The following is a 22,238-nucleotide window of genomic DNA, read 5'->3' as shown; positions in this document are numbered from 1 at the left end:
GGCAGTTTGTGGCTTTTAAGCCGTATTTCGACTTAGGTACTGCGCTTCGAGCAGCAACTCACAATCCCTTTATATCACACAGGAGAACTCATGGCCAGGAAACTTAAAAATATCAACGGTCCGTGGTATGCCGGAATCGACCTCGACGGTACGAGCGTCGGGTTCGTGGCCACAGACGAGTACGGGGAGGTCCTCTACCATAAGGGCCAGCCCGTGATGGGCGCACGCTGCTTCAAGGAGGCGCTCCACGCCTCCGAGGCCCGTATGCCGCGCACGGCGAGGCGCAGGCTCCAGCGCGCCCGCGGCAGGGAGCGTGAGATGGAGCGCGTGTTCGCGCCGGCGATCGCTCCCACAGACCCGGATTTCTTCGTCAGGCGCAGGATGTCCTACAAACTCATGCGCGACGATATCGCGGCAGATCCCGCGGCTGCCGCCTGGCAGGGGCTTCTTGACGGCTATCCCACGCTCGCGCACCTCGACGTCGACCTCATGGAATCAGACGGCCCCCGAGACCCCAGGCTCGTCTTCTGGGCCATCGCCAACCACGTCGTGCGCCGCGGACACTTCCTCATGGAGGGCAACGACGTGACGTCCGACAACTCAGACCCCTCCGCCCAGGTCGAGGCCCTCGTGCGCGAGCTCGACGCCCTGGGGGAGGCCTGTGGCGAGGCTATCGAGCTCGACGGCAGCGCGCTTGGCGGTATGGGCGGCTCCTGGACTGCCCGAGAGCTCCAAAAGGCCGTGTCCGGCGCCGTATCGGTGACAGGCGACGATATCGACGCCAAGATCGCCCGCGCGCAGGCAAAGGCGCTGGGCGACCTCGTCGCCGGCTACAAGGCGAATATGGACGCCTTCGCACTCGAGGGCGAGCAGATCGGAAAGATATCCGTATCCGACGCCGATGCGCTCGATGAGTTCCTCGCCAACTGCCCCGACAGACTCGCCCCGACCATCGAGGCCGCACGGGGCCTCTACTCCGCGTGGCGCCTACAGGGCCTTCTCTCGTTTGCACCCGGAAAGACCCTCTCGCACAACCAGGTGGCCCAGTACGAGGTGTACGGGCGCCAGCTGCGCACCCTGAAGGACCTCGCACTGAAATACATCGCCCATGCTGATTCCGAGGAAGGTCCCGACGAGGACGGGCTTGCCCTCTACAGGGACTTCTTCGGCGGCCCGAAAAGGTCCGGCCGCAGGGGGTACGACAAGGTGCTCGTGAAGAAGCTAGACGGCGCCAAGAGGAATATGGGCTATACGGCCTACGACCTCAACGTGATTCCCTATGAGGAGTTCAAGAAGAGGGTTGAGAGGCTCTTCAAGGGAACGGATGCCGCAAAGGACCCGGCCTACATCGATATGGTCGCCGCTCTCGGAGAGCACAGGTTCCTTCGCCGTATCCACACCACGGACAACAGTGCTATCCCGTACCAGCTCCATGCGGAGGTCGTGGGCCGCATCATCGACGCGCAGGGCGGCTTCTACCCCTGGCTAAAGGACGCAGGCCCCCATATCCTGAAGGTGCTGACCTCGAGGATCCCCTACTACGTAGGGCCCCTGGACTCCTCGGCCGCGCCCGTGGACGCCCACGGCAAGGCGAGGTTCTCGTGGTCGCGCCGTCTTCCCGGCCATGAGCGCGCCTTCGTCACACCCTGGAACTACGAGGAGCATATCGACACCGATGCGGCCGCAGAGGCATTCATCCGGCGCATGACGGGCAAGTGCACCTACCTGGTCGATGAGGACGTGCTCCCGGCGAACTCCCTCATCTACGAGCGCTTCCGGTTCCTGAACGAGCTGGCGGGCATCCGCTACACCGAGGACGGCCAGGACTGGCTGCCGCTCGATGCGGCGATGAGGGCGGCCGTGGTCGAGGCCGCATCGGACGGCTCGGTCATGACCCTCAGCCGAATCGCGAACATCCTCTCGCGCGACTTCACGATGGCGCACCCGCACGTCAAGGGCGTATCCGATGCCAAAAGGATGACGTCGCGCCTGTCCGTCTCGGCCTGGATTGCAGGCCTTCTCGGCGTGAAGTCCTTGACGGCCGCCCAGAAGTCCATGGCAGAGGACATCATCCTGTGGAACACCGTGTTCGAGGAGCGCTCCATCCTGAAGCGCAAGGTCGCCAAGGAATACGGGGATATCCTTGACGAGGGCGCTATCGAGGCCTTTTGCGCGAAGCGCCTCAAGGGCTGGGGCCAGCTCTCCGAGCGCCTGCTCACCGGTGTGTGGGTAGACACCGCGCGCGGCGACATGTGTATCATGGACGTTCTCGAGCAGGGCGCGCCCTACGGCAGGTTCCGCGGCACGTCCATGAACCTGATGCAGGCCCTGAGCGACACCGAGCTCGGCTTCCGCACGAGGATTGACGAGGTCAACGCCACCGCGCTGGAAAAGGCCGGTGAGCTCGGCATCGACGCCCTGCCCGGGTCCCCCGCGCTTCGTCGCGGCGTCTCGCAGGCCATGAAGGTTATCGAGGATATGGCTTCGGTGGCTGGATGCGCCCCGGCAAAGGTCTACGTCGAGGTCACGAGGACCGCCTCGAAACAGCTGAAGGGCAAGCGGTCGCGGAGCCGCGCCCAGGAGATCGAGGCCGCGCTGAAGGCGCTCGACGAGGACGCGCGCCGCGACCTGGATGCCGCCAGGCTCCTGCGCGAGCTGGGGATGTTCGACGAGAAGGAGATCAACGAGCGCCTGTACCTCTATTTCCGACAGGCGGGAAAGAGCCTCTACTCCGGCAAGCCCATCGATATCGCGCGCATCGCGTCGGTCGACTACTGCGTCGACCGTATCCTGCCCAGGTCGGTGCGCAGGGACGAATCGCTCGACAACAAGGCATTGGTCCTGTACGCCGAGAGCCTTGATAAGAAGGACTCGATCCTCGTGCCCCAACACGTGCAGAGGAAGATGGCGCCTTTCTGGATGCACCTTCGCCGCGCGGGCCTCATGACCGAGCGCAAACTCAATACGCTCATGAGGACGCAGATCTCCGAGAGAATGCTGAAGTCGATCGTCGGGCGCCAGCTGACCGAGACGAGCCAGGAGTGCAAGCTCATCGCCGCGGTCCTCGAGGCAACCTACACGGGCGTCAAGGTCGTGCCGGTGAAGGCCGGGGTCGCCAGCTCGGTCAGGAGGCGCGCGGGAATCCCGAGAAGCCGAAAAGCAAATCGCTACTACCACGCCCACGATGCCCTCATCGCCCTCACGACCGGCAGGTTCATCGAGACGAGGGCGCCCATATGGTCGAACAACAGGGCCTTCTACGAGCGCACCATGCGCGATATCGAGGCACAGGAGCGCCGGGGCGGGGCGGACTCCGAGCTCGACTTCTTCTCAGGCGGGTTCTTCCGCGACCTCGTGGACTATGACACGGCCGAAGTGCTGTGGGATTCCGATTTCGAGCGCGAGAGGCTCATCCGCGCCTGCTCCTGGAAGAACCTGCGCGTGACGTTTGCCCCCTACGAGGAAGGCGGCGCCTTCTGGAAGCAGACCGTCTACTCCCCGCGCGACTCCAAGACGAAGCTCATCCCCGTGAAGGGCGACCGTGATGCTGCCCTGTTCGGCGGCTACTCAGCCCAGACGTTCGCCTATTTCATGATCTACGAGACCGAGGGCAAGAAGGGAAACCTGTTCAGGTTCGCCCCCGTGCCCACCTCCATCGCATCCAAGGCGACCGATTCGCTCACCGAGCTCTATGCGCGCTCGCTGTGCCGTGAATCCGGTGAGAGATTCGTCCGCGTCGTGCGCGACAGGATCCTTAAGGAAACAGTGTACGAGGCATATGGGGAGCGCTTCAGGGTCAAGGGGCTGAAGACCGCCGGCCCCGTGCGCCAGCTCGCCCTCGACGCAGCCGACACCCGACTGCTCAGGATCGTCGAGCGCATGGTCGACGGCGAGCAGCCGAGCCCCAGGCGTGATCTTGAATCCGATGCCAAGGTTCTCTGCCGGCTGTGGGCACGCCTTCTCGCGCTCGCTCCGGCAAACTTCCCCCGCGTCTCCAAGGTGCTCAAGCTGGGTGCCCTGAAGACGCCGGAGGAGGTGTTCGCCGATACGGAAGCGGACGATCTCGCTAAGACCGTCCGCGCGGTAGCGGAGTCCGAGGTCCAGGTCGTGGAGCTCCTCTCGGGAATCAGGGGCACCGCCGACGTGAGGCCCCTCGGCGGCAGCGCGTTCGCGGGTACGCTCTCGATGACCTTCGATAAGATCATCAACGACCCCAAGGCCGGTTTCGCTATCGTTGACATTTCGGCGGCGGGCCTCCACGAGAGGGTATCCACCCTTGGGTAAGACACTCTTTTTGGAGAACGCCCGGAAACTGCGCTATGAGGCGGGATGGGTCGCCGTTCACCGTGACGGCGACCCCCGGCCCGTCCTTTTGCGCGCCGACGAGCTCGACTGCATCGTTGTCGACGGGAAGGCCGCGTTCATATCGACCTACCTGCTCGATGAGCTCGCGGCAAGGGGCTGCAGCGTCATTTTCACCGATAGCCGGCATATGCCGGCATCAATCCTGATGCCGCTAACGGCAGCGACGATCGATACGAACGGCAAAGTCCTCTCACAGATGTCCTGGGGCGCCTGGCCGCGCAAGATGCTGTGGAAGAGGATCATCGAGTGCAAGCTGGAAAACCAGGCCTCTGTCCTCGAAGGATCAGGCCACGACCTGGAGGCAGAGCTGCTTGCATCCTATGCGGGAGAGGTCCGCGCCGGCGACTCGACCGGGCGCGAGGCCGCGGGTGCGCGCCGCTATTTCAAAGCGCTGTTCGGCGACGGTTTCGTGCGGGTACCGCACGCGGATGCAACCAATAGCGCCCTCGACTACGGTTATTCCATCCTGCTCTCGCATACAGCGTGCAGGATCGCGGCGAAGGGCTACCTCAACCAGGTGGGAATCCACCACCACTCCAAGACGAACCCCTACAACCTCGCCTGCGACCTCGTGGAGCCGTTCAGGCCCCTGGTCGATCGGAAAGTCGAGCTGGAGCGCCCCCGCGATCTCTCGCCTTCTGTGAAAAGGCTCCTTGCGTCCACACTCGCGGACAGGATTCCCTATGGCCATGGGAGCTACCGGGTGTCGGACGCCATCGACCTATGGGTCGACGGATGCCTTCGTGTGATGGAGGGGGCTGGCGATGCAGATGAGATCTCGGCGCCAGGAACGCCTTGATGGGGAACGGGGGAGGATAAGGTTCATGAGGATAGTCGTAATGTATGACCTACCCGTGGCCGATGCCCAGGACCGTCATGAGTACTCGAGGTTCAGGCAGTTTCTTGTCGGGGATGGCTATACGAGGCTGCAGAATTCCGTCTACACCCGCCTGGCGGTCGATACCAAGAATGCCGAGGCTGCCATCTCTAGGCTCAAGGCCAGCCTTCCAGAAGCGGGGCTGGTGCAGGTGCTCAGGGTATCCGAGGCCTCCTTTTGCTCAATGCTCACGCTATGTGGAAGCCCGTCTGACGAGGGGCATTTTGTTACCGGAGAGGACTTTATCGTCTTATGATCGTCAAGCTCGAAACGGTAGGGGAGACAATCGATTTTCCGGACGGACTTGGAGTCATATCCTTCGATGAGTTCGACGAGCTATCTCGATGCGCCGAATCGCTTTTGGGAGAAGGGGAACCCGGAATCGCCCTATACCGAGGGGAACGAAAGCTCAAACCGAAGGATATCGTCCTTATCGACAGCCTGATCGAGCTCCCATTCGATGACCGGAGGTTAACCGGCGCCTATACGTCAAGGATGGCGTCTGAGATCGAGGCCTGTGAGCCTTTGGCAACCAAAGCGCATGAGATCAGGGCGTGTATCGAGATGTTGATCGCGGAATTGGGGTATTCCCTTCGAACGGATTTGATAGGGAACACGGAACGGGATATCAAATCGTTCGCCAAATGGCTTTCGCTGTCACCCCGCCGCGAGCCGGCCAATACCCTGCAAAGAAAATTCTTCTCCTTCATGGATTACGTTTGCGATACGAGGCTGAATCCGTCAATTGCTGTAATCGCCCTCATCGACAAGCTAAATCCGACCGAGGTCTTGGAATTAACTCGAAAGGCGCGCCATGAGGGCCTGGAAATGTTGTTTCTCGAATACCGGGAGGTAGACACTGCCAATCTCGAGATCCCAGTGTGGCATATAGATAGAGATCGGGTCCTCTTCTCCCGTAACGTCTAAACCGTTAAACTGGTGCGTGCACCTTGAAATCTCAAATAAGGCTTATTGCTTGATAGCACGGTTTTCCGATGATCCGGTAGCTGTCAGGTTTTTCCAGAACTCACACAACCATCCTGTTTCCGGGCGGAAATAGGATGGTTTCCCAAAATCGTCGGAACCTTTTCTTTCTTCTAATCAACTTTTTAGCTTCAGTAGCTGCTCTTATACGGACTTGCCAGTCGATGTCAATTCTTCGGCTTCGCAGGTACCGCGCTTCGAGTAGTTACTTACCTTCGAATATTTGAAATCAATCATGCAAAGCGGCTTCGCAGGTACCGCGCTTCGAGTAGTTACTTACCCGACGCCGCCGACGGTCTGGTGAAGCCGATGCTTCGCAGGTACCGCGCTTCGAGTAGTTACTTACCGTCGTCGAACGGAGATTGCCATGCCGACCAGCTTCGCAGGTACCGCGCTTCGAGTAGTTACTTACCAGGTATGTCCATGTGAGTTCAAAAGAAAAAGCTTCGCAGGTACCGCGCTTCGAGTAGTTACTTACCACCGAGGAAACTGTGATGGGGGGGGGTTCCTGCTTCGCAGGTACCGCGCTTCGAGTAGTTACTTACCTGAATTGGCCATGACTCGCATCTATTATGGGCTTCGTAGGTACCGCGCTTCGAGCAGCTACTTACCGGGCGCGGCGGGCGGTGTCTGAAGAATAGAGCTTCGTAGGTACCGCGCTTCGAGCAGCTACTTACCCGCCTTTGCGTGGTGGCATTTGCCGGCGGCGCTTCGTAGGTACCGCGCTTCGAGCAGCTACTTACCCGAGCAGACCTCTGGCATGACCTTCGATACGCTTCGTAGGTACCGCGCTTCGAGCAGCTACTTACCGGAATGCCTATGGCATTGCAGGACGTATGTGCTTCGTAGGTACCGCGCTTCGAGCAGCTACTTACCAAGGGCTCCATTTTTATGGCCAAGGAAGAGGCTTCGTAGGTACCGCGCTTCGAGCAGCTACTTACCGTCGGCTACATAATCGCCAACGGTTTCACGGCTTCGTAGGTACCGCGCTTCGAGCAGCTACTTACCGGAATGCCTATGGCATTGCAGGACGTATGTGCTTCGTAGGTACCGCGCTTCGAGCAGCTACTTACCTGGCATGTCTGAGGACAAACGCGGGCTCTTGCTTCGTAGGTACCGCGCTTCGAGCAGCTACTTACCCCGCTGCGCGCTCGTTTCACTCGCTTGCCGGCTTCGTAGGTACCGCGCTTCGAGCAGCTACTTACCGGAGCAGCTCCCGCCCCGTAACACATACACGCTTCGTAGGTACCGCGCTTCGAGCAGCTACTTACCTTCGGCTAGGTCGACGTCGCGTCCAGTGATGCTTCGTAGGTACCGCGCTTCGAGCAGCTACTTACCTCTGTCGCTCCCTCCCCATCAGCTATAGCTGCTTCGTAGGTACCGCGCTTCGAGCAGCTACTTACCTTTGTTGCACAAAAAGGTACAGGTTTTTGTGCTTCGTAGGTACCGCGCTTCGAGCTGCTACTTACCAGGTTGGTTCTGCGTATGCCGCCAAGGAGCGCTTCGTAGGTACCGCGCTTCGAGCAGCTACTTACCTTTGGATGCGACCAAAGGTGTCTTCAAGACGCTTCGTAGGTACCGCGCTTCGAGCTGCTACTTACCCATGAGTTTATGGGGCGCGTGTCGTATTCTGCTTCGTAGGTACCGCACTTCGAGCTGCTACTTACCTGTGACGTCAAGGCTGCGGACGTGGTGCGTGCTTCGTAGGTACCGCGCTTCGAGCTGCCACTTACCGTCTTCAAGCGATTGGCGGCTGCAACATGTTGCTTCGTAGGTACCGTGCTTCGAGCAGCTACTTACCATCCGGCTGCGACGTTCCCACCGTAGGATGGCTTCGCAGGGACCGCGCTTCGACTAGTTTCTTGCCACAGAGCCGCCATATGGCGCAATGATTTACGCTTCACAGGTATCGCGCTTCGAGCAGCTACCTACCTTCGCGCTTAATTCTGCCTACATAAGGCCTACTTCGCAGGGACTGCACTTCGGGCAGCTACTTACTCTGGCCGGCAAAAAACCCAAGAGTCCATAAAACTTTGCAGGTACCGCGCTTCGGACAGCTACTTACCCTACTTTGCATCATTCTCAGGATGGATATTGCTTCGTGGGTACCGCGCCTCGAGCAGCTACTTACCGCAAAACTTTGTTCGCATCCACGCACACAGGCTTCGCAAGTATGGCGTTTCGAGAGACTACTCACTAAGCATAAATATGGACTTTCCCACTCTTATGCTTCGCAGACACCGCACTTCGAGCAGATACTTATATCACAAGGCAGTCAAAGCCATGGGCGTACATGTTTTGCAGGTATCGTATTTCGGGCAATTGCTTTACAGGCGCGGGAATTAGCCGACACACCTAATGGCTTCGAAGGTTCTTAGATCGCTGCGATTCACAGCTTCGCCCTGGTTGATTGCCGTCTTTCGCGCAATCCGATACGGCTCTCGTGGCAACTTCTTCGCGACCACTTCGGTTTCGTAGGTCATCCATTGCCACAACCCCAGGTCGAATGGATAGGCGTTTCAATCAAAATAGTGTCACCGCTTGGCACCAAATTAGCCTTATTTTGAGCAAACACGACTACAAAATTAAATATGAGTACCTATGCCTATATCGAGGAGGCTCCCGTGTCTTTTGGCGTCAGATTGGCGACCACATTAGCCGTCGGTTGCGGCTTTTGGTGCGCCTCCCATCTTTACCAACGCTGGCGCTACGCTGCACTGGAGCATGAAGACAAGACCATGCTCCAAGCACAGCCCGGGGATACCGATAGGGATAAATGGATAGACGCCGTGAAGAGGGAGGCCGTTAACTACGGCGTCAGCCCCTCAACACTAATTTCTCTGGGTAGCGCAGGAGATATCGATGCGGAGATGTCCCAGCTTGGAGACACCGGAACGTACGCACGCCGCCACAACCCACCGCTTGCCTCGGAAATCGTTTTTGTCTACCCCTATCTGCTTGCAGCTTGGACTGGATCGCTCATCTCGATTCCCTATGCCGTCTTCCTGGCAGCCTCCGTGGCACTTGGCCAGGAGGATATGAGATTCAGGCTCGCGCCGGTGCCCATGCTGTTCCTCTTTGCGGCCTCGGGCGCCGTGTCGTCCCCCTGGGGACCATATGCGTGGGCGGTATTTACCATTCCCTGCGCTGCAGTATTCGCGCTGATCTCCTTTGCCTTGAAGCGTATCGGGGGCATCTCCTGGCACGCCGGCGACTATCTCACGCTTGCCGTCGCCCTTATGGCGGCGCTATCCGTCGGGACCGTGTTCGAGTTTCTCGCTATCCACCTTGCATGCGCATGCGCCCTGGAACTCGCTATCAGATCCATCCCGGCCTGTGCTCGCCTCAAAGACAACGTCCCCTATAACGCCGTGCTGTCGGTAAGTCTGGTCGGGGCGACGCTAATCGCAATCTTGAAAGGTAATCTGCTATGAGGTCAAGACCAACAGAACTCAGGGCGGTCATGGTGACCCAACTCTTCCTTCTACTCCCCATCATGATCGCAATGCTCGCACTCGTCGTGGATTGCGCGAACCTGAGCCGATGCAAGGCCCTCGCATCGGCGGCCGCATCCGAGGGGGCGCGCTACGCCGCAGCGAACCCCGATAAGAATGATTCTGAAGTCGAATCATACGTAAGGGGCACTATCGGTCTCGATAGCAGCTGCACTGTGGATATCGAGCGCGGCGCGCTTTCGTCCAAAGGCGTGAAGCTAAGGGTTGGGGACAAGTCCAGGGACTCTTCAATAGAGCGCAAGTCCGTCACGGTCAATGTCCAGATTCCATGCCGTCGCGTATTCACCCTGGCCGTCTTCGATGGCCTTGCGGAAATTGAGCCCGAGTCATCCTCGGCAACGGCAATCTCATCGGAGGTCAAGTGATGGTGCGTAACAGAAGGTCGCTCGAGGCGCTCATCTCCACTGAATTCATCTTCGTATTCCCGATAGCGCTCACCGTCGTCCTCGCCATATTGGGCTTCGGGTTCACGGGCTACCAGCGAGCCAGGATTGATTACTCCCTCGCACATCTCGCGGACCGACTTCCCGCAGGCTGGGATTCTATGGACGCCGACACGCTCGTGAAGAAGCTCGTAAGCGCATCGGCCGACATTGACCCAAGCTGTCTCACGGTAAAGAACGCCTCGGTCAACATCGATTCCGATGAGAACCTCGGCCACGGAAACGCCGTCGCAGGTGATTTGGGCACCGAGAACCTCAGGACCGAGGACAGGACCGTAACGGTGTCGGCTGAAATCACGTACGACTACCCGGCGCCCTACAACGTGTTCGGAAAGAGATCCGTCCGAAACATCACGCGTTCCTACATCAGCTATTCCGACTGGGAGGTCATCTAGATGAAGTGCCACGCACTCAGGGGAGGGGGAGCCCGCGCGCAGCTCACATCCTTTTTCGTCGTGATGCTCATCCCCCTATCCCTCCTCATAGCGCTCGCCGTAGACCTGGGAGGAGCGCTCGCATATAGGACCTGGCAGGGGTCGCTTCTCGAGAGCACGAGACAGTCTTGCTTTGGTGAGGCCAATGCCGTCAAATACGCCGAGAACCCGGGGGATGAGGCGCGCTCCGAGGTTCTCGAGATGCTCAAGGCCAACGGTTACACCGGAAAGGCCATGGTCTATTACGTAGAGGCCCCTGAAAGCCTTTGCGGGGCAGCCGATCGCTACGCCGGCGTCTATGTGGTCCTTGAGGGGACCTGGCCGTCGGCTTTCGCGCGATTTGCCGGCATAGATGAGCTCAAGGTGCGCTCGGACGCCGTCTGGACCCTACATCCCTATTCATCTACGACGGTATGGCGACCGTCCGACACCGGTAACGGATGGTGCGAGTACACGATCGACAAGGAAGGCAGCGTTTCGACGAAAACGGGGGCATGCTCACTCGACGATGCGCCCGAAATTCTCTCCAAGGCCGTGAGGGACATGCTTCCCTGATCGACGGGCGGCAACCGTCAGCCAACACGCTACAGCACGCCATATTGTCACCCAATGGCACCAAATCGCCCTGCGCAGACGGCCGCGCGGGGCGATTCTTTATATGTCGGAATAGCACGGCAGGCCGAAGAGCCCTCGAGCCCGATGTGCGACCCGATGCGCCAGAGACTGGTCTGCTCAACCAAAAAGGCTTTCGAGATGGTTTGTGCGGCGGCAGAGAAAGTGCGGCCAGTATCACCTGGCACTGGAGAGCGAACCATTTTCCACCGCTCGCGTTTAAGGGACTCCTAGGTCCCAGGAAGGAATCTTAAAGATGAAAAAACGGACCCAGGAGGAAATAAGGGCAGAAATCGCCCAAGTCGAGTCGGAAATGCGCACGGCCATCGACTCCGGGCGCATGCGCAGCGTCGAACGACTCCGCGGTCGCAAGCAGGCGCTCGGCCATGAGCTGGAGCGCGCAATGGCACAGGAGGCCTCCGCGGGGGCGACGGTATCGGCCCCCGCGGCCCCCGCGCCCGCACAGGGCGGCCAGAGGACCACGTCGACGGCAGGCGCCGCGACCGCTCGCAGGCAGCGCGGTCCGGCAGCCGGGGGAACACGTAAGGACCGAAGGCTCGCCGCCGTCGCCGGCGTGGCGATCGCCGTTGCAGTCGTGACGGTCGGTTTCTCGGGCTGGCGATGGACTCAGGCGCAGGGCGAGCTCGCGCATCTCGAGAAGTCGACCGTCAAGGTAGTCACCGTCACGCGCGATGTCGCCCCCGGCGAAGTCATCACTTCGGCAGACCTTACGGTCGCAAGCGTGCCCACGGCGTTTGCGCCCAAGGACGCGGCGAAGAAGGTATCCGATGTGGCGGGCCGCCAGTCCGTGACGCAGCAGACCTTGGGGACCGCAGTTTCCCTCTCCTCCGTATCAGGCTCGAAGAAACCCGCTTCCATCACCACCGCCGTAACCGAGGGCCACGTTGCCTATACCGTCGCACTCGACAGCTCAACGGGCCTTTCCCCGCTGCTCTCGGTCGGTGACAAGGTCGATGTTCTCGCGAGCGTGAACGACGGCCAGGTCGTGAGCACCGTGCGCGTGGCCGACTCCATTCGCGTACTGGCGCTGGACGGCAACCTCTCGGGCTCCAAGTCAGACGGTTACTCCAACGTCACAATCGAGGTAACTGAGGACCAGGCCCTCGCCCTTTCGAGCGCGAGCGGCATCCGACTCGTGGCCCTTCCCGAGACGGGGGAGGCGCAAAATGCTGAATAGCGATCTGCTCGGCATCGAACGCGAGGCCGTCCGCCAGGCGACGGGGATCCTGACTGCCGCCAACGATGCCTCCGAGAGCGATGTGCAGCGCGACTCGCGCGCTCGCGACCTCCTTGCCGAGATTATAGATTCCAGTCCCGAAGGGTCGCGTCTGGACGACGACTCCTTTGATGCCGTGATCCAGGCCGGGCTCAACGACCTGTATTACCTGGGGCCCATCGAGGAGCTGCTACCGGATACGTCGATCTCCGAAATCATGGTGAACGCCCCGGACGATGTGTGGGTTGAGCGTGCCGGACTACTTCAGAGGGTCCCCGTCGCCTTCGAAGACGACGACCACGTCAAGTTCATCATCAATCGCATAGCTTCAGCCGACGGTCGCCGTTGCGACGAGGCGCAGCCGCTGTGCGACTGCATCCTGAACCGCCCCGGTGCGATATTCAACGGCTCCCGTGTCGCGGCGACCGCAAAGGGCATCGCCGTCGACCACAACATTCTCAACATCCGTAAGTTTCGACCGGATGCGGTGGAGCCAGAGGACCTCATGGCACTCGGCACCTTCGACCAGCGCATGCTCGAGTTCATGGAGGCGATCGTACTCGGCCGAATGAACGTCGTCATCGCAGGCGGCACCGGCTCGGGCAAGACGACGCTCCTCAACGCCTGTTCGTCCTTCATCCCGGACAACCAGCGCATCGTAACGATCGAGGACGCGCCGGAGCTGCGCCTCCAGAAGCCCCATGTCGTACGCAAGACGGCTCGCCGACCCAATATCGAGGGCGAGGGCGAGATCACCATCCGGCAGCTCGTAATACACGCGCTGCGCGAGCGCCCCGACCGAATCGTCGTCGGCGAGTGCCGCGGCGGCGAGGCGTTCGACATGATCCAGGCGATGATGACGGGACACGAGGGCTCGCTCACGACCGTCCACTCCTCCAACGCGCGCGAGGCCATGACCCGCCTGCGCTCGATGATCCAGCAGACCGGAACCGAGATGCGAAGCGAGCAGATCATGGAGCTCATCGCCTCGGCCATCGACTTCGTCATCTTCGTCAACCGCTACGATATCGACGGCTCGCGCAAGATCACCGAGATCGCCGAGGTCCAGGGCATGCAGGGCGACGTCATCACCATGGGCACCATCATGCGTTTCGAGCAAACGGGATTTTCCGAGGACGGCAAGGTGCTTGGAGAGTTCATGCCCACCGGAGAGCGCATCACCCCGGCACATCGCGAGAAGCTCTTCGCGCGCGGCGTGTACATCGATGACGATTTCTGGTTCCGTCGATGAGCGGGCAGATTTCCCCGGCAGCCCTCCTTCCCGCGCTGCCGGCGGTGCTGATGGGAATAATCCTGTTCCTGACGGCAAGAAAGCTTCGCATCGAGCGTGAGCAGTCAGAAGCAGGGCCCCTTCCGGAAAATCCATCCGACAAAGATGGGGGAAACCGCCTTGCCGGCGCCCTGCGACGCGTGTGCCAGGGCGCGGCGCCCCAGCTCTCCACCACCGAGGCGGCACAGCTATGGGCGGTAATCGCATTCGCGCCTTCGGTCTTTATCCTTGCAATGGGCTCGACAGCGGGAGCGGTCGCCGCGCTCCCACTCGGAATCGCTGCCTTCCCGATCTGGGTGAAGTCGAAGCGCGGGGCCGAGCAGGGTCTTTTCGAGGAGCAGCTCGGACAGGCGATGCCGCTTATCGCATCGAACCTTCGAACGGGAGCCTCGATCGCGCAATCGGTGGCACCGGTCGCAGAGCACATGGATGAGCCCCTGAAGTCCGAGTTCGCCATCCTCGAGCGCGACCTTAGAAACGGACGCCCCATCGACCAGGCACTCGACGATATGGCAATAAGGACCAAAAGCTCCAACCTCAGGCTCTATTCAACGGCCGTATCGGTATCGCAGCAGACCGGCGGCTCGCTTTCCGAGATCACGGAGCGTGTCGGCGAGGCCATCCGGGCAAAGGTCAAGGCGAAGCGCTCGGCCGAGGCCAAGACCTCCTCGGCACGGTTCGAGGCGAAGATTGTCGGCTTCGCACCGGTCGTCATGCTGCTGCTCATGTCGGTTGCCTCGGAAATGCACCGGCAGTTCTTCATGACGCCTGCGGGGTGGGCGTGCCTGGGCGTTGGCATAGCGCTCGATATCATCGGTTTCATGGTGCTGAAGCAAATTAGCAACATCAGGTACGACTAGGGGAGCTCAGATGTTCGAATCAATAACAACTGGCTTCATTATCATCCTCATCGGAATCGCCGCGGGCCTCGGAGTGGACATCGCCCTCAAACGCGTCTTCGGCCTAGAGCAGCCTGCGGAAGAGGACGCCTCCCCGGCGCTTCCCGGAATCGCCGACAAGCTTTCCAACGTTGTCTCCAGGCTCGCTCCCATTTCGCGCACCGTAATGGACTCGACGCGCGACTCCCTCGACCGCGCCGGATCCACCATGCAGCCGGCGACCTTCTGGGCCTTCCGCGTCGCGAGCGCTGCGGGATTCACGGCGGCGGGACTCGTCGCGTCGCTTTTCGTCGGCGGGGCAAAGGGTTTAGGCATTTTCGCCGCGCTGGCGCTCACGGGAATCGCCATCCCGCAGCTGTGGCTTTTGAATGAGCGCGCAAAATGGCGCGACGAGCTCGACCGACAGCTTCCCGACGCCCTCGATCTGCTCGCAATCTGCATGTCGGCGGGCTCATCTATCGATTTCGCCCTGCACACGGTCGGCAGCAAGATGGACGGCGCCATCGCGCAGGGCTTCGAGCGAGTGGCCAACGAGGCCAGCTTCTCATCGCGAACCGAGGCACTCCTTCGCTTCGCAGAGCGAGCCCGCGTGCCGTCCCTCACGATCTTCGCGGCCTCGTTTGCGCAATCCGAGCGCGCGGGCGGATCTCTCGTCGACATCATCCGCGACCAGGCGGAGACGGTTCGCGAGCAACGGCGCCTGAAGGTCGAGTCGGAGATCGAGAAGCTCGGTACCAAGATGCTCTTCCCGATCATCCTGTTTATCCTTCCGGTGTTTCTGATCGTCGTCCTCGCCCCCGTGTTGGCCCAGATCGCGCAGACGTTCACCTCTCTCATGTAGGAGACGGCCCATGAGCTTCGAATACGATATCCCCTGCGTGGCCACCACCCGGTCCGGCGCCGAGGTCCCGATTTCCCTCAAGATCGCCAAGTCCTTCAGGGACAAGGCGATCGGGTATATGGGCGCCAAGTCAATCGGCAAATCCACCGGCATGGTCTACGCAAGGGGCAGGTCGCTCCATACCCTGTTCATGCGCGTCCCGATTGATGTCTGCTGGATTGGCCGTTTCGACCCCTCAGATCAGTCCTGGCCGGTAGTCTCGCTCGATGCCTCAGTCGCCCCCTGGCGCATCCTTTTCGCACCGCGGGGGGCTGTGGGCGGCATCGAGGTCGCACCCGGGACGTTCACCGAGTCGGACCGCCCGATCTCTATCAGGAGACTCGATTGAACCAAATTAAGGTAGCGAAGATCGTACGCTGTGCCTCAGCGGCGCTCGCCGTCATCCTGTCAATGGCCGTTGTGGCCTTGATTCCCACCATCAGGTCGGCGGGGACGCTTGATACGGACGGATGGTTCCTTCTGGCCTCGGGGCGCGTGGTCGTCGAATCAGGCGTCCCGAGCACGAACCCATTCACCGCAATCGCCGGCCAGGGTATCGTGCTCCAGCAGTGGCTGCACGATGTGTGGCTCTACCTGTGTTGGAGGGCCGCGGGCTATGCGGGCGTCGCCGTCTCCGTGGCGATACCTGCCGCGCTCGCCCTGTGGGCCTATACCGGCACCGTTTCCAGGCTGGCGCAAAACCCACGCTACCCCTGGGCACCGTTGCTGATCGGTGCGCTCGGCTTTACCCTCATGGCCTCGTATCTGTCCATCCGTCCGTCCCTTTGGACGGCAGCGCTGCTGTTTGTCGCAATCTCCCTGTGCTTGGAGTGGCGGCGAGGCGCCGATAAGCGTTTGCTACTTGGGCTTCCCGTAGTATCGCTGCTGTCGGTGAATCTGCAGGCTGCGCTTTGGCCCTTGCCGGCCGCCGCCGCAGCGTGCTTCCTGCTTCCGGAAGAGGGCGAGTTCGAGCCGAGCAATGCATGCGAGGCACTCCGCGCGTGGTCACAGTCCAGACTGCCCCTGCTTGCGGCGATTGCCGGAATGGCAGCGGAATCCCTTGTCAACCCGTATGCAATCGACGGCTCGCTCTATGTGCTCCGCTCACTAGGTGCAGCATCGTACGGTGGGGTCATCCTCGAGCTGAAGCCGGTGTGGGCGATGCCGGCGGCAGCCCTGTTCTGGTGCGTTTCGATCCTCGCGGCAACCATATCGTGCGCCCTCGCGCGCCGGTTCCCGCCCAGATGGCTTCTGGCTTTTTGGCTGGCGTCCGCAATTGCCGGGGCGCTCGCCGTCAGGTGCCTCTGGATAACGTGGACCGTCTCGTTTCTGATCGTCGCGGTATCTGCCGGGCGCAAGGACGAACTCGAGCCCCAAATATATCGTTTGCTCATTGCAGGCAGGATGGCCTTGAGCCTTGTCATGGCGCTCTCCGTCATCAACAGCGGACTTCACTCAATCGAGCCCGAGACAAGCGGAGTGGAATCCGGTTGGTGCGGTATCGATGCGGATATGGGGCAGATCGTCGAGGCCCTGGGCGACAACCCCGGTCGCATATGGTCCGAGGACGCCGCCGTGATGAATTACCTCGAATGGGCCGAGGTGCCCGTGACATACGATATGCGGCCTGAGATCTGGTCTGAGGCAATCGCCGGGGACGGCGCGGCCAATGACTACCGACTCTACGTTGACAGCCTGGAAGGCGGCTTTGGGCGCCTAAGGGAGGACGGCTGGGCATGGGCAATCGTGATGGACTCCCATGGGAAACGCCTGGAGAAAGCCTGTCCCGGCGCCGAGAAGACGGCGAGCGGCAGGGGATACGCGCTCTATCGGTTGTGATATGAAATGGATTGATGGGTGATAACGTATGGGTAGCGTCAACGTCGGCAGGAGGGCCGTCCTGGCAGGTATCGGCTCGATGGCCCTCATGGGATGCGGCTGCGCCAAGAAGTCGGATAAATCGGACGACTCGAAGAAGAAAAAGAAATCCGAGAAGAGCGAGGACGAGGCGTTCTCCTTCGGAGGCATAGGGGACACGGGCTCATCCGATGCCTCCAGGGGGCTTACGGTCGATGGCGTCTACAAGAGGGTCGTCACGGACTCGAGGGGCAAGGAGTATCGATTCCTGCTCGTCAGCATGACATTCGAGAACAACCTCGACCATGACGGACGGGCACCGGTGTCCTACGTCTCGTGCTACCAAAACGGCGTGAAGCTGTCCCATTGCACGAAATACAGCGACCCGAATGCCTCGAAGACACTCGAGCCCGGCTACTCGATTTCAGTCTGCACCGCATTTCTGCTGGAAGACGAAGGCCAACCCGTAAAGGTGAAGATCAAGTCATCGAATTCATCGGATTACGTCTACGAGAACACCTACCCGATCTCGCATCTGGATTATGAGGCCCTCTAGGAGTCCTCTCCTGCGCGCACGATGTAATAGCCATCACCGTCCTTGACGATGAAACGGTGGACCGGTCTGCCCTTCCACTCGATCTCCACGCTCCAGATACGGGCGAGAGAGCCCGTCTTGCGCCCGGGGCAGGGGACAGATGCGCCCGTGGAGCGGACCTGGAATCTACGACCGTCGGAAAGCTCAATCCATCTGAACTTCGGCTCCCTACCGGGCCTCTCCACGACGCTGACCGTAACGGGAGTCATTTTCGCTCCAAAAGATTCTCATGGCCATGGGGGATTAGAGAGTTGCCCAGCGAGCGCATCTGCGCACTCATGGCTATTCCGGTCTAAATACGGGCATTGCGCGGGCGGGTGCCGGGACAACCCTTTCCGCTGGCTCCGGCTCGCTCTTAAGCTCAGCCTTCCTCGGATTGCCATAGAAGTCGCCGACAACCCACGGCTCGTTAACGCCCAGATGCTCCTCGAGCATCGGCGCGACACGCTGATCCCATATCTCGAGATCGGTATCGAATACCTCACGCGCCTTTTTGAGAATCGAGTCACGGTACTGGGCGGGAACCCCTTCCGAGATGAAGCCCGCCTCATTCATTTTGCGAATGAAATCAGGGGAAGACCCCGAATCTAGAACTAGTCTAATTTTCTCTTTGGCAGAGACATCCTTCCTATAGGTGGTGTCTAGCATGTCCTCAGCATAATCCGGGCTAAAGGTCGTAAGGCCATGTGTTTTGGAAAGATGGCAGAGGGCTCGCAATTCTGACCCCTTGCCTACAATAGTGGCTCTTTCATCAAAAAGGCGATGGGGCAACCTGCAATCACCAGGATAATTACCTGCGTAGTGTTTAATATAGTCGAGACTCTTCCGAGATAAACTACCGAAGCATAGGGCGTTATCTGGCAAACAAATCTCGATTCCCTGTGTTTTTAGGGCGCATGCAAGAATGGGAAACTCCAAAAGCAAACAATCGAAGCCACGCGGTAGCGGGTGATCAGTTTTAGATTCCTTTTTATTCTTGCGGAACGATAGGTTCGCCCTGGTGAAATCGACGGTCACCAGATAACCTGTACTGTCATTCATTCCGCAAAAGGCCGTTAGTGTTTCAAGAACATCTTTCTCCACCATGGCTTCAGTCTTAATGGAAACATCGTTTGCGAATCTCAATGTCTCTGGGCATTTCTCATCTTTTTTGACCGTTACCATACCAACAGCAAAGTCATCGAAATTCGGTCTGGATTCGTTGGGCATATCGTCTTTTGGCATTTTCGGAACCAACGGGACAAAAATGCTAGTAGTTTTCTTAACCATAACCGTTTAGCCCTTTCTTCCAGGGATTTCCATGAGATTAGAATCCCACTACCGAGGCTCTTGCGTGTGGTCGTTTGGTGCCATCTGGTGACACTTCAGTCTGTATCGCGAAGGCTTCAAAACATCCGGCATGTACGCTATGAGATATGAGACAATAGAACACACGTTCGTTAGTAATTGGCATAAGGAGTCGGCGTGGGGAAGAAGTCAATCAGGCTCGTGACAGCACTGGTCGAGTGCCGGCCAGACGGAGAGTACGTACCGTGGGGAATCAAATGGTACGACGGCAGGATCTTCCCCTTCGCAGAGGTCGGTTGGCACGAACCCCGGTCATGGGTGATGGGGGAGGGCCGTGTGTGCGAGAGCTGGCGCGTAAAGATGGGAGACGGTACCCTACGCGACATCTGCCACCACGGCAACAGCTGGTATGTGGTCCATGATCCGGAAAATGACAGACCGGATGAAGGATGGTCTCCGTAACCGAGATATCGTATTGGCAATAGCCGAACTGTGATATGACTCAACTACGTGACAATGTAACTACGCAATAACGCAACTACGGCATAGTGTAACGATGTAATAGAGTGATTGTGTAATGCCGTAACTTCTTAAAATGCAAGTATTCATTAACGTAATTTCGCAGTTATCAGCACCATGATTTTCCATAGCTATCCTGGGTGGCCTCTTTCGTTACAGTTCACATTACATGAACGATGGAAGATCAATACATTTATTGTGCACCTCTGCGGTGATCGATGTGCTAGAATGTAATACACGTTATACGCATGATTGGGAGGTGCGTTATGGCCACTGCTACCGCGGCATTGAGGCTGCCCGAGGACTTAGCAATCAGGTACGACCGTTTGGCGAAATCAACGGGACGCACGAAGACTTTCTACATGACAGAAGCACTCGCCGCCGAGATTGACAGGCTGGAGTACGAGTACGGCTTAATGAAGAAGGTCGAGGATTATAGGGCCGGCAGGCTTGAGACTGTGACGCTCGACGAGCTGGAGGAGAGCCTTGGCTTGGCGGATTGAAGTCGATAAGGATGTCCAGCGATCAATGAGAAAGCTGGACAAGCAGATCGCCAAAAGAATTGTGGCAAAGCTCCATGAGATTTCACAGCTCGAAGACCCGAGGAGCATGGGAAAGGGCTTAACTGAAAATAAGTCTGGTCTATGGCGCTACAGGGTCGGAGACTATCGGATAGTTGTCGATATCGAGGACGATGTTCTCGTCATTCTTGTTGTCGATTTAGACCACCGAAGCAGGGTTTACAGGACTCGCAGGTAGGCTGGTCGACACCGCTAACGCAACGGGGAGGGTTTTTGACCCTCCCCGTTTTTACGCTTGCCAACAGGGGCGGCCGTCGTAGGGCCCGCCGTCTGGATGTCGGTCGTACTCCCGCGGCCCCGTTTTCAGCAGCTCCTTGGCGCGAGCACGGTCGTAGCGCACGTCCCATTTGCTGTAGTAATACCAACTCGAATCGCCGTGGCCATAGGTGACGGGCTTCCATCGCGTGTCGACGATCGGGACGAGCCCCAGGACACACCACCGATAAGCCGTGTTTTCGATGTAGCTGTCCTGCAGGTTGGCCTCGCTGATGGTGTCGATGGTGCCGCCCCAACGGCATAACGTAGCTACGTGATAACGGAACTGTGCAATATCGTAACTATGTAATTTCTGACTAAATGAATTTCCTAACAAACGAAAAGCCCCTGATCAGGGCAGGGGCTTACGGATTTGCGAGCTATTAATGTCGCGTTGAACGCTCTCTCATATCGAGCGATTTCTTAAGGTTTTCCGTACCGGCGACGCTATGGCCCAAAAGGCCATCGAGTCCCGATCTCAGCGCCGCGACATCTGCCGCCGAAGCCCCAGCACGCAGGATCTTCGAGTCGAGCAGCGATTTCATGAAGCGTTCCGGAGTTTTTTCCGAGATGATCGCCTCGACCTCCTTGGAGATTCGGTTCGGATCGCGGTCAACGGGAACCGTCGGCATCTCCTTGGATGAGACGGGGTGCGCCCCGTTGTTCCTGAGCCAATACCTGAACTCGGTATCGACATCCTCGGGAACCTCGACCCTGATCTCGTTAGTTTTCTCATCGATCACGAGGGCGCCGTAAAGCGTGTCGCGCTCGGCGTTTTCGACCAGCCCCTCCAGCTCGAGAATGCCCATGAGAATCGGGAGCTCCATCAGCTTTTCGTGCCCGGCACTGTAACTCCCGATTCCCTTGGCCTCATCGTAACTGCCGGTAAATTCGACGGTATACCCGTTGGACGTAAGCTCCGGCCATCCGAGCGCAAGCGAGGCCTCTACCTCATGCGAGACATGGGCCACGGGAGAGATGCCGCCATATGAGAAGGGCTGAACGAAAACGCCGTCGCGGCCTTTCGGGTCCCTAGTGAGTTTGAAACAGACGTCATGGGGCCTCCTTGGATAGTCGCTGTACCGGGGCGTGTACTGCACGCTAAATAAGGCGACGTAAGGTTTCCCGCTGTCATCCACAAGGTACATATCAGCTCCTCCTAATATTCATTCGCTTGACCGCAGCGTTTTCGTCTAGCTCGATGCCGCGGGCGGTCTTCTGAGCGCGTTCCGCATCGAAGGCCCTGACAAGCGCAGGCGCATACTCTTCCGCTAGCGATGCGGCCTGTAGCTTAAACATACGGGAGATGACCCCGGCATCCTGCTTCGCTTGCTTGCCTGCGAGCGCGATGGCGGCCTCACAGATCTCATTGGTCGTCGGCTCCCTTCCACCGAACTCCGCAAGCTCTTTTTTCACGGTATCCAGCGATCCGCCGTCATTTCTGGCATAGGCGGCGATATAGGCCTGTTTGAGCGCCTCGACCAGTCTCTCGTCAGCCGCAATCCCGGTCTCGGTGCCACCGCCATCTCGATAGTAGGCCGTCGTGGCCCCCTCAATCGATTCGGCGAGACTTTTTCCTACGTTCATCCCGTCTCCGTTCTCATTCA

At 59.3% G+C, this 22,238-nt stretch carries 22 protein-coding genes; 17 read left to right on the top strand and 5 right to left on the bottom strand.

The window, feature by feature from the left end:
- Positions 1-90: 90 nt before the first annotated feature.
- The 15 genes from cas9 to I1969_RS04845 all read left to right on the top strand — a co-directional run bounded on the left by cas9 (position 91) and on the right by I1969_RS04845 (position 17,950).
- Positions 91-4,284: a type II CRISPR RNA-guided endonuclease Cas9 gene (gene cas9 / locus I1969_RS04915; protein WP_195233449.1), complete on the top strand. Its 4,194-nt coding sequence runs from the start codon at positions 91-93 to the stop codon at positions 4,282-4,284.
- Complete coding sequence (cas1, locus tag I1969_RS04910; protein ID WP_195233440.1) at positions 4,277-5,164, top strand: type II CRISPR-associated endonuclease Cas1; 888 nt, start codon at positions 4,277-4,279, stop codon at positions 5,162-5,164. Before cas9 ends, cas1 begins: the two co-directional genes overlap by 8 nt.
- 25 nt (positions 5,165-5,189) lie before the next feature.
- Positions 5,190-5,498, top strand: coding sequence for a CRISPR-associated endonuclease Cas2 (gene cas2 / locus I1969_RS04905; protein ID WP_195233433.1), 309 nt, complete (start codon positions 5,190-5,192; stop codon positions 5,496-5,498).
- The gene (gene csn2, locus I1969_RS04900) at positions 5,495-6,169 is read left to right on the top strand and encodes a type II-A CRISPR-associated protein Csn2 (RefSeq protein ID WP_195233424.1); all 675 of its coding nucleotides are present in this window, start codon (positions 5,495-5,497) and stop codon (positions 6,167-6,169) included. Before cas2 ends, csn2 begins: the two co-directional genes overlap by 4 nt.
- Positions 6,170-8,850: 2,681 nt before the next feature.
- Entirely contained in the window at positions 8,851-9,660 is an 810-nt protein-coding gene (locus I1969_RS04895; protein WP_195233422.1) for a hypothetical protein, read from the top strand.
- A complete protein-coding gene (locus I1969_RS04890) occupies positions 9,657-10,106 on the top strand; it encodes a TadE/TadG family type IV pilus assembly protein (RefSeq protein WP_195233420.1) in 450 nt (149 codons plus the stop codon). The genes I1969_RS04895 and I1969_RS04890 overlap by 4 nt, the downstream gene beginning before the upstream one ends.
- Positions 10,103-10,579, top strand: a complete 477-nt coding sequence (locus I1969_RS04885; RefSeq protein ID WP_195233417.1) for a pilus assembly protein — start codon at positions 10,103-10,105, stop codon at positions 10,577-10,579. The genes I1969_RS04890 and I1969_RS04885 overlap by 4 nt, the downstream gene beginning before the upstream one ends.
- Positions 10,580-11,173 (top strand): hypothetical protein, encoded by a 594-nt coding sequence (locus I1969_RS04880; protein WP_195233416.1) that lies wholly within the window; start codon positions 10,580-10,582, stop codon positions 11,171-11,173.
- Between the two features lie 313 nt (positions 11,174-11,486).
- Positions 11,487-12,428 (top strand): Flp pilus assembly protein CpaB, encoded by a 942-nt coding sequence (gene cpaB, locus I1969_RS04875; RefSeq protein ID WP_195233414.1) that lies wholly within the window; start codon positions 11,487-11,489, stop codon positions 12,426-12,428.
- A complete protein-coding gene (locus tag I1969_RS04870) occupies positions 12,418-13,719 on the top strand; it encodes a CpaF family protein (RefSeq protein WP_195233412.1) in 1,302 nt (433 codons plus the stop codon). Before cpaB ends, I1969_RS04870 begins: the two co-directional genes overlap by 11 nt.
- A complete protein-coding gene (locus I1969_RS04865; RefSeq protein WP_195233410.1) occupies positions 13,716-14,618 on the top strand; it encodes a type II secretion system F family protein in 903 nt (300 codons plus the stop codon). The genes I1969_RS04870 and I1969_RS04865 overlap by 4 nt, the downstream gene beginning before the upstream one ends.
- Positions 14,619-14,628: 10 nt before the next feature.
- A complete protein-coding gene (locus I1969_RS04860; protein WP_195233401.1) occupies positions 14,629-15,498 on the top strand; it encodes a type II secretion system F family protein in 870 nt (289 codons plus the stop codon).
- A gap of 10 nt (positions 15,499-15,508) precedes the next feature.
- Positions 15,509-15,886: a DUF192 domain-containing protein gene (locus I1969_RS04855; protein ID WP_195233398.1), complete on the top strand. Its 378-nt coding sequence runs from the start codon at positions 15,509-15,511 to the stop codon at positions 15,884-15,886.
- Positions 15,883-17,376, top strand: coding sequence for a hypothetical protein (locus I1969_RS04850; protein WP_195233396.1), 1,494 nt, complete (start codon positions 15,883-15,885; stop codon positions 17,374-17,376). The genes I1969_RS04855 and I1969_RS04850 overlap by 4 nt, the downstream gene beginning before the upstream one ends.
- 28 nt (positions 17,377-17,404) lie before the next feature.
- Entirely contained in the window at positions 17,405-17,950 is a 546-nt protein-coding gene (locus tag I1969_RS04845) for a DUF5067 domain-containing protein (protein WP_195233394.1), read from the top strand.
- Here the strand turns inward: I1969_RS04845 and I1969_RS04840 are convergent.
- Both I1969_RS04840 and I1969_RS04835 read right to left on the bottom strand, forming a co-directional pair.
- Positions 17,947-18,198 (bottom strand): hypothetical protein, encoded by a 252-nt coding sequence (locus I1969_RS04840; protein ID WP_195233392.1) that lies wholly within the window; start codon positions 18,196-18,198, stop codon positions 17,947-17,949. The two genes, I1969_RS04845 and I1969_RS04840, sit on opposite strands and share 4 nt — an antisense overlap.
- A 73-nt stretch (positions 18,199-18,271) precedes the next feature.
- Positions 18,272-19,258, bottom strand: coding sequence for a hypothetical protein (locus I1969_RS04835; RefSeq protein ID WP_195233390.1), 987 nt, complete (start codon positions 19,256-19,258; stop codon positions 18,272-18,274).
- Between the two features lie 803 nt (positions 19,259-20,061).
- Here I1969_RS04835 and relB point away from each other — a divergent pair.
- Together relB and I1969_RS04825 are read left to right on the top strand one after the other, a co-directional pair.
- Positions 20,062-20,298: a type II toxin-antitoxin system RelB family antitoxin gene (gene relB / locus I1969_RS04830; RefSeq protein WP_195233388.1), complete on the top strand. Its 237-nt coding sequence runs from the start codon at positions 20,062-20,064 to the stop codon at positions 20,296-20,298.
- A 25-nt stretch (positions 20,299-20,323) separates the two neighbouring features.
- Positions 20,324-20,554, top strand: a complete 231-nt coding sequence (locus I1969_RS04825; RefSeq protein WP_229028267.1) for a type II toxin-antitoxin system RelE family toxin — start codon at positions 20,324-20,326, stop codon at positions 20,552-20,554.
- A 51-nt stretch (positions 20,555-20,605) separates the two neighbouring features.
- Here I1969_RS04825 and I1969_RS04820 read toward each other — a convergent pair whose 3' ends face one another.
- Genes I1969_RS04820 through I1969_RS04810 form a run of 3 tightly spaced genes read right to left on the bottom strand, consistent with a single transcriptional unit; the run spans position 20,606 to position 22,218 of the window.
- Positions 20,606-20,968, bottom strand: coding sequence for a hypothetical protein (locus tag I1969_RS04820; protein WP_195233385.1), 363 nt, complete (start codon positions 20,966-20,968; stop codon positions 20,606-20,608).
- A 46-nt stretch (positions 20,969-21,014) separates the two neighbouring features.
- Positions 21,015-21,779, bottom strand: a complete 765-nt coding sequence (locus tag I1969_RS04815) for a hypothetical protein (protein ID WP_195233383.1) — start codon at positions 21,777-21,779, stop codon at positions 21,015-21,017.
- 1 nt (position 21,780) lies between these two features.
- Positions 21,781-22,218, bottom strand: coding sequence for a hypothetical protein (locus tag I1969_RS04810; RefSeq protein ID WP_195233381.1), 438 nt, complete (start codon positions 22,216-22,218; stop codon positions 21,781-21,783).
- Positions 22,219-22,238: the final 20 nt, after the last annotated feature.

The sequence above is a fragment of the Collinsella aerofaciens genome (assembly GCF_015548375.1).
GTDB classification, from domain to species: domain Bacteria; phylum Actinomycetota; class Coriobacteriia; order Coriobacteriales; family Coriobacteriaceae; genus Collinsella; species Collinsella aerofaciens_AB.
The sequence above is the reverse complement of the archived record's forward strand: the minus strand, read 5'-3'. Positions and strand labels throughout refer to the sequence as shown.